The 7501-nt window shown below is 68.7% G+C and carries 6 protein-coding genes; 4 read left to right on the top strand and 2 right to left on the bottom strand.

All coding sequences use genetic code 11. The annotated features are described in order from the left end of the window. Window positions 1-722: 722 nt before the first annotated feature. Window positions 723-1937, bottom strand: a complete 1215-nt coding sequence (locus tag FHR96_RS06795) for an ABC transporter substrate-binding protein (RefSeq protein ID WP_183386896.1) — start codon at window positions 1935-1937, stop codon at window positions 723-725. Window positions 1938-2179: 242 nt separating this feature from the next. Here FHR96_RS06795 and FHR96_RS06790 point away from each other — a divergent pair, with 242 nt between their 5' ends. The 3 genes from FHR96_RS06790 to FHR96_RS06780 all read left to right on the top strand — a co-directional run bounded on the left by FHR96_RS06790 (window position 2180) and on the right by FHR96_RS06780 (window position 5422). Beyond that, window positions 2180-2920, top strand: coding sequence for a dienelactone hydrolase family protein (locus FHR96_RS06790; RefSeq protein WP_183386895.1), 741 nt, complete (start codon window positions 2180-2182; stop codon window positions 2918-2920). Between the two features lie 112 nt (window positions 2921-3032). Beyond that, a complete protein-coding gene (locus tag FHR96_RS06785; RefSeq protein ID WP_183386894.1) occupies window positions 3033-4289 on the top strand; it encodes a dicarboxylate/amino acid:cation symporter in 1257 nt (418 codons plus the stop codon). A gap of 77 nt (window positions 4290-4366) precedes the next feature. Further along, complete coding sequence (locus FHR96_RS06780; protein ID WP_183386893.1) at window positions 4367-5422, top strand: C45 family autoproteolytic acyltransferase/hydrolase; 1056 nt, start codon at window positions 4367-4369, stop codon at window positions 5420-5422. 57 nt (window positions 5423-5479) lie between these two features. On the opposite strand, the gene FHR96_RS06775 is transcribed toward FHR96_RS06780, so the two are convergent. After that, complete coding sequence (locus FHR96_RS06775) at window positions 5480-5731, bottom strand: hypothetical protein (protein WP_183386892.1); 252 nt, start codon at window positions 5729-5731, stop codon at window positions 5480-5482. Between the two features lie 191 nt (window positions 5732-5922). On the opposite strand from FHR96_RS06775, the gene FHR96_RS06770 reads away from it, so the two are divergent. Then, window positions 5923-7491, top strand: a complete 1569-nt coding sequence (locus FHR96_RS06770) for an alkaline phosphatase D family protein (RefSeq protein WP_183386891.1) — start codon at window positions 5923-5925, stop codon at window positions 7489-7491. The last annotated feature ends 10 nt before the right edge of the window (window positions 7492-7501 follow it).

Raw genomic sequence — 7501 nt, 5'->3', positions numbered from 1 at the left:
CCGAGCCACCGCGCAGGTCTTCGTGGGAGCGCAGCTCGCTGCGCGAAAGGCGCCGCAGGCGCCCCCGGCTCAGGAGCATGAGAATGCCGCCGCTGGCGCGGCGAATCGCCGAGGCGTCGGACCGGCTCTGAAGAGCACGCCGACGAAGCCGCCCTCAGTGGATCCGCGCCACCGCGCAGGTCTTCGTGGGAGCGCAGCTCGCTGCGCGAAAGGCGCCGCAGGCGCCCCCGGCTCAGGAGCATGAGAATGCCGCCGCTGGCGCGGCGAATCGCCGAGGCGTCGGACCGGCTCTGAAGAGCACGCCTAAGAAGCCGCCCTCAGTGGATCCGAGCCACCGCGCAGGTCTTCGTGGGAGCGCAGCTCGCTGCGCGAAAGGCGCCGCAGGCGCCCCCCGCTCAGGAGCATGAGAATGCCGCCGCTGGCGCAGCGGATCGCCGAGGCGTCGGACCGGCTCTAAAGAGCACGCCTACGAAGCCGCCCTCAGTGGATCCGCGCCACCGCGCAGGTCTTCGTGGGAGCGCAGCTCGCTGCGCGAAAGGCGCCGCAGGCGCCCCCGGCCCAGGAGTATGAGAATGCCGCCGCTGGCGCGGCGGATCGCCGAGGCGTCGGACTGGCTCTGAAGAGCATGCCTAAAGGGCTTCGCGGGACTCGCCCCTCACCCGACACAAAAAGACCCCGGCGGTTACCCGCCGGGGTCTTTGGCACGCCTGGATGCGAGGGAATTATTCCTCGTCGGCGTCGACGTAGCCCTGGATGGTGAAGGTGCCGTCCTCGACCAGCATTTCCTGGACCACGCCCGGCACGTCGCCATTCTCGTCGAACTCGTGAGTGCCGGAGGCGCCTTCGTAGTTGATCTCGGTGCCGGCGGCGATCAGCTCCTTGGCCTTCTCCCACTCGCCGGGCAGGATCACCTCGCCCGGGGCGGTGGCCACGCTGCGCAGCGCCTGGTTCAGGCCCTCACGCTCGGCGCTGCCGTTCTGCTCGATGGCCAGGCCGAGCAGGAAGGCGGCGTCGTAGGCCTGGGCGGCGAACACCGCACTGGGGTCGATGCCGGCGGCCTGGGCCTGCTGGTTGAACATCGCGGTCCCCGGCAGTTCCGGGCTGCCAGGGCGGGTGGCGATCATGCCGTTGAGCACATCGGCACCGATGGCCTCGACCAGGCTGTCGCCGACCATGCCGTCGCCGCCCACGTACTGGCTGAACATGCCGCTCTCGTAGGCCTGGCGCAGCACGGTCTGGCCGGAGGTGTCGGCATAGGCCAGCACCACCAGGGTCTGGGCGCCGGTGGCGGCCAGCGTGCCCAGCTCGGAGCGGTAGTCGGCGCGGTTATCCTCGTGGGCCAGGTTCTCCAGCACGCTGCCGCCGCCCTTCTCGTAAGCGGCCACGAAGGAATCCGCCAGCCCTTGGCCGTAGTCGTTGTTGACGTAGGTCACCGCCACTTCCTGGATGCCCTTGTCGAGCAGCAGCTTGGCGAGCATCTGCCCCTGGAAGGCATCCGAGGGCACGGTGCGGAACACCAGGTCGTTGTCGTCCAGGTCGGTGACCGCCGGGGCCGTGGAGGCCGGAGAGACCATGGTCACGCCGCCGGGAATCGCGGCATTGTTGGCCGCGGCGATGGTCGCCCCGGTACACAGCGCACCGACGATAGCCGTGACCTTCTCGGTGTTGACCATGCGGTCGGCCGCGTTGGAGGCCGCCGAGGCGTCGGAACAGGTGGTATCGCCGGTGGGCATGACGATGTCTTGGCCATCCAGCACACCGCCCTGCTCGTTGATCTGTTGCACCGCCAGGTTGGCGCCGTCGAAGATCGGCGGGGTCAGGCTCTCGATGCCGCCGGTGAAACCGCCGAGAAAGCCGACCTTGACCTCGGCCTGGGCCATGCCGGAGAGGGCCAGGGTGGTCGCGGCCACCGCCGTCGCTAGAACGCGTTTCTTCATGGTTGTTGGTCTCGCTCTGGTTGCTCGGAACATCCGCTGCGCGAATTACACCTCTCCAATCTGGAAGGCCGCCGCCCAAAACACAACCCCTGCCTGCCAACGCTGGACGCCGGGAAGCGGCCCGCAACATCTTGATTGGCAACCGGCAATTCTGGCGTATCAGCGATCGAACGAGCGCTTCAACGCTGATCCCGGCGGGCTGCCTATACTGAGGGGCCTGAACGCCAACCGTAGAGGCCATCATGATGCGACCGCTGACGTTTCTCACCCTCGCCGCCGTGGCGAGCGCCGCCCAGGCCGACGGCCGCGACGTCGACTACCAGGTAGGCGACGAGCCTTTCACCGGCTACTTCGCGCCCGCCGCCGACGAGGCGAGAGGCACGGTGCTGATCATCCACGACTGGGATGGCCTCACCGGCTACGAGCGCCGGCGCGCCGAGATGCTCGCCGAACAGGGCTACGACGCCTTCGCCGTCGACCTCTACGGCCGCGGCAACCGCCCGGCGGAGACGGCGGCTCGCAAGGCCGAGACAGCCCGCCTCTACGATGACCGCGAGCGCATGCGCGCGCTGACCCTGGGCGGCCTGGCCGAAGCCCGCGCCCAGGGCGCGGCGACGCCCACCGTGGTGATGGGCTACTGCTTCGGCGGCGCCGTGGTGCTCGAACTGGCCCGCAGCGGCGCCGCCGAGAACGTACACGGCTACGCCACCTTCCACGGCGGCCTGGCCACGCCCCAGGGCCAGGGCTACGGGCCGGACACCCCACCGATCCTAGTCGCTCACGGCGGCGCCGACGAGGCCATTCCCATGGAGGACGTGGTGGCACTGTCGCGGCAGCTCGAGGAAGCCGGCGTCGACTACGAGATCGACATCTACTCCGGCGCGCCCCACGTCTTCACCGTCTTCGACACCGACCGCTACCAGGCGCAGGCCGACGAGAAGTCCTGGTCGGCCTTTCGCGAGTTCCTGGACGAGGTGTTATAGCGCCGCCGAAGGAGGCGAATTTTCGGAAGTTTCCAGCGCCTCCTTTCTGTAGAATCGCCGCCCGGCATTGATTGTTGCTGCCAAAAGGCGAAATTACAGAAAGGAGTCACCCTTGCCTCATTCCACGACCACCGCCGGCGAGAGCCGCTGGCGGCGTATCCCCCTGTGGCAGAAGATCCTCGCCGGCCTGGTGCTCGGCGTACTGGCCGGCGCCCTGCTCGGTGAGGACGCCAGCCTCTTCAAGCCGCTCGGCGACATCTTCATCAACGCCATCAAGATGCTGATCGTACCGCTGGTGTTCTCCACCCTGGTGGTCGGCATCACCGCCATGCGCGACCCGCAGAAGATGGGCCGCATCGGCGCCCGAACCATCGCGCTCTACCTGGTGACCACGGCCTTCGCCATCGCCATCGGCCTGCTCGCCTCCTGGCTCTTCCAACCCGGCGTAGGCCTGGACATGAGCTTCGAGTCCGGTGTCGAAGCCAAGCAAGCGCCGAGCCTGACCGAGATCCTGGTCGGCCTGGTGCCGCGCAACCCCATCGACGCCCTGGCCAGCGGCAACATCCTGCAGATCATCGTGTTCGCCATCGGGCTCGGTATCTCGCTGACCCTGATCGGCGACAAGGGCGAGCCGGTGGTGAAGGTCTTCGAGAGCTTCGCCGAGGCCATGGTCAAGCTGACCAACATCGTCATGGCCTTCGCGCCGATCGGCGTGTTCGGGCTGATCGCCCACGTGGCGGGCAGCTACGGCCTCGAGGTGCTGCTACCGCTGGCCAAGGTGATCGGCGTAGCCTACCTGGCCAGCGTGCTGCACGTAGTGCTGGTCTACTCCGGCCTGCTGGCCCTGCTCGGACGCCTGAACCCGCTGCGCTACCTGCAGGGCATCCTCGACGCCCTGGTGGTGGCCTACTCCTCGGCATCGTCTTCCGGCACCCTGCCGGTCTCGCTGCGCTGCGCCAAGAACAATCTCGGCGTCTCCGAGGGCGTGGCCGGCTTCGTGCTGCCGGTGGGCGCCACCATCAACATGGACGGCACCGCCATCTACCAGGGCGTGGTCGCGGTGTTCATCGCCCAACTGGTCGGCGTCGACCTGAGCCTGATGGACTACGGCATGATCATCGTCACCGGCACCCTGGCCTCGATCGGCACCGCCGGCGTGCCGGGCGCGGGGCTGGTGATGCTGTCCATCGTCATGGCCCAGATCGGCCTGCCGCTGGAAGCCATTGCAGTGATCGCCGGCATCGACCGCATCCTCGACATGGCCCGCACCAGCGTCAACGTGGCCGGCGACCTGATGGTCACCACCCTGGTCGGCAAGAGCGAAGGCGAGCTGGACGAGGAGATCTACAACGCGCCCCGCAAGAGCTGATGGCGCGCCGAACGGGCACCATCGCCCGTTCGGCGCATGCTAAAGTGACCTCATGATGCCCCGCATCGGAGGTCACCATGCAGCTCAGCGTCTTCTCCGGCTCCCGAAGCGAGCTCGGCGAGGCCCATGGCCGCGCCCATGCCGCCCTGATCACCCACAGCCTCGAGGTCTACGACCGGCTGTTCCACGACTTCGTCGGCATCGGCTGGGCCGAAGCACGGCGCACCGCCGAGCGCTTCCTGCCGATGATCGAGCGCGGCTTCCCCGAGATCCTCGACGAGATGGCCGGCATCGCCCGCGGCGCCGGCCTGGATCTCGAAGACATCCTCACCCTCAACTGCCGCAGCGAGATCTCGCTGACACAGGCCAGCGGCGGCTGCACCGCTTTCTCGGTGAATCGCGACGGCACCCAGTGGCTGGCCCAGAACTGGGACTGGCGCAGCGACCAGCTGCATAACGTGGTGGCCCTGGAGCTGCATCCGGAGGGCGCCCCGGCGCTGGTCAGCGTCGGCGAGGCCGGCATGGTGGCCAAGATCGGCATGAACGCGCGCGGCGTGGGCGTGTGCCTCAACGCCATCCGCTCGCGGACCTGCGGCGAGGGGCTGCCGATCCACGTGGCGCTGCGCAAGATCCTCGAGGCGGAGGACGTCAACCAGGCGATCCGCGTGGCCAGCCACGACCGGGTCTGCTCCCCCGCCCACTTCCTGATCGCCAGTGGCGACGGCCGGGCCACCGGCTTCGAGGTGCACCCCGGCCTGCCCGGCGTGCTGGAGCCCCGCGGCGGCGCGGTCACCCACACCAATCACCTCTACGCCGAGACCGCCACCTGCCAGGTGGAGGACTTCCCTCGCCCGGATTCCCGGCTGCGGCTGGCGCGCATCGACCGCCTGCTGCACGACCGGCTGCCGCTGGGCGCGACCATCGACGCCGCGCGGCTGTTCGCGATCCTCTCCGACCACGACAACGCGCCGTTCTCGATCTGCCGCCACTTCAATCCCGACCAGCCGGCGGAGGAGCGCATGGAGACGCTGTTTGCGGTGGTCATGGATCTCACCGCCCGGCGCCTCACGCTGCGCCACGGCAAGCCCTGCGAGAGCGAGGACACCCTGGAGGTGCAGCTCGACGCTGGCTGAATCGAACTCATCTAGAGGGCATCCGATGCCTGAAAAGTCGTCGAACGCAGATACTTTTCAAACACGCCGCCAGGCGCCCAGCTTGGGCGCCTCATCCAACTCCCCCTTGAGATAGCGCTCGGTGGTACGCAGGAAGCTGCGCAGATGCTCGGCGATGGCCTCATCGCGGCGCAGCTCGGCAAGGTCCGGATCCTCGTCGCCGGACGCCACGCACGGCTCCCAGGCCATGCGCACCGAGCACGCGCTGACGTCGCAGATCTGCAGGGTCGGGGTGGCGCCACGAGACGCCGCCTGGATGTGATACGCCATGTCATCCTCCCGATAGGCACAATTGATGATAACGATTATCAATTGCAAATATCGGCAATACCGGCCGAACTGTCAAGGTGGCATCGACCCGGTCACGCAACGGTCACCATGGATTCACACGGCTGCCAAGTCGTCGTCATTCCTCGCCAGCATCATCTCGGGCAACCCAAGCCCAGAGGAAGGAATCGATCATGCGCATGACGCGACGCGGCATACTCAAGTTCGGCCTGGCCGGCGCCACCACCCTTGGCACCGGCCTTGTCGCCCCCTCCATCGTGCTGGCCGAGGGCCGGCGCCCGGTCATCGACGGCGGCGTGATGAGCGGCGACATGCTCGCCGACCGCGCCATGCTGTGGTCGCGCGTCGACCGTCCGGCGCGGATGATGATCGAGCTCGCCGACAACCCCGAGTTCCGCGCCGCCCGGCAGCTGGTGGGCCCCGAGGCGCTGCCGGCCGGCGGCCTCACCGCCAAGCTGGATGCCACCGGGCTCGGCGGCATGGACGAGGTCCACTACCGCGTGCGCTTCACCGCCCTGGGCGATCACCGCGCGCTCAGCGAGCCGGTCACCGGCCGGCTGCGCCTGCCCCCGCAAACCCGGCGCGACGTGCGCTTCGTGTGGTCCGGCGACACCGCCGGCCAGGGCTGGGGCATCGACGAAGCGCGCGGCGGCATGACCACCTACGCCACCATGCTCGACCAGCGCCCCGACTTCTTCATCCACTCCGGCGACACCGTCTACGCCGACGGCCCGCTCAAGGAGAGCGTCGAGCTCGCCGACGGCACGCTGTGGCGCAACCGGATGACGCCGGAGAAGCTGAAGGTGGCCGAGACCCTGCAGGAATTCCGCGGCCAGCACGCCTACAACCTGCTGGACGCCAACGTGCGCCGCCTCAACGCCGAGGTGCCGATGCTGGCCCAGTGGGACGACCACGAGACCACCAACAACTGGTACCCCGGCGAGCTGCTGGAAGACGACCGCTACACCGAGAAGAACGCCTCGCTGCTCGCCGCTCGCGGCCGCCAGGCCTTCCTTGAGTACACGCCGCTGCGCCAGCGCCCCGAGGCCCCCGGGCGCATCCATCGCCGCTTCCCCTACGGGCCCGGCCTGGAAGTGTTCATGCTCGACATGCGCACCTTCCGCGCCGCCAACGACCGCAACCGCCAGGCCAACGGCGCCGACCTGCTCGGCGCCGAGCAGCTGCGCTGGCTGCTGAACGCGCTGCGCGACTCCACGGCCACCTGGAAGGTCATCGCCTCCGACATGCCGATCGGCCTGGTGGTACGCGACGGCGAGCGCTTCGAGGCCGTGGCCAACGACGAGGGCGGCCAGCCGCTGGGCCGCGAGCAGGAGATCGCCCGGCTGCTCAAGGCGATCCGCGACGAGGCGATCCACAACGTGGTGTGGCTCACCGCCGACGTGCACTACACGGCGGCCCATCACTACTCGCCGGAGCGCGCGAGCTTCAAGGACTTCGCGCCGTTCTGGGAGTTCGTCAGCGGCCCGCTGCACGCCGGCACCTTCGGCCCCGGCGAGCTGGATGCCACCTTCGGCCCCGAAGTGGTGTTCCAGAAGGCACCGCCGGAAGGCCAGGCCAACCTGCCGCCCTCCGACGGCTACCAGTTCTTCGGCCAGGTCGACCTGGACGGCGAGAGCGAGACGCTGACTGTGACCCTGAAGGACTCGGCGGGCCAGTCGCTGCATCGCCAGGTGCTGGAGCCCCACCGCGCCTGCCCCGCACCCGCCGCCGGCCGACGTTGATGCGCCTGGC

This window comes from Halomonas organivorans, from assembly GCF_014192055.1.
Lineage (GTDB): Bacteria > Pseudomonadota > Gammaproteobacteria > Pseudomonadales > Halomonadaceae > Halomonas > Halomonas organivorans.
The sequence above is the reverse complement of the archived record's forward strand: the minus strand, read 5'-3'. Positions and strand labels throughout refer to the sequence as shown.